Raw genomic sequence first — 412 nt, forward strand, 5'->3', positions numbered from 1 at the left:
TAGTGATAGAGCTCCAGCGGTTTCCCAACCTGCGCCACACGGCCGGCGTCGAGGACCACGATCTTGTCGGCGAGGGTCATCGCTTCCACCTGATCGTGGGTGACATAGATCATGGTGCGGCCCAGTCGCTTATGCAGACGGGAGATTTCGATACGCATCTGGACGCGCAGGGCGGCATCGAGGTTGGAAAGCGGCTCATCCAGCAGGAAAACGCTTGGCTCTGCCACCAGCGTACGACCAATCGCCACGCGCTGGCGCTGACCGCCGGAGAGGGCTTTCGGTTTACGCTCCAGCAGATGGGCCAGCTGCAGCACTTCCGCAACCTGAGTCACCCGCTGGTTAATCAGATCTTTTTTCGCGCCGGCCAGCTTCAGGCCAAACGACATATTTTCCGCAACGGAAAGGTGGGGAT

Annotated in this window: 1 protein-coding gene; it reads right to left on the reverse strand. The window is 60.0% G+C overall.

Annotated elements, in window-relative coordinates; genetic code table 11:
• The coding region (locus tag M3600_RS28615; RefSeq protein ID WP_251648589.1) for an ATP-binding cassette domain-containing protein at nt 1–412 on the reverse strand (412 nt) is incomplete at both ends.

The organism is Niallia sp. MER 6, from assembly GCF_023714395.1.
Classification (GTDB): Bacteria; Bacillota; Bacilli; order Bacillales; family Cytobacillaceae; genus Niallia.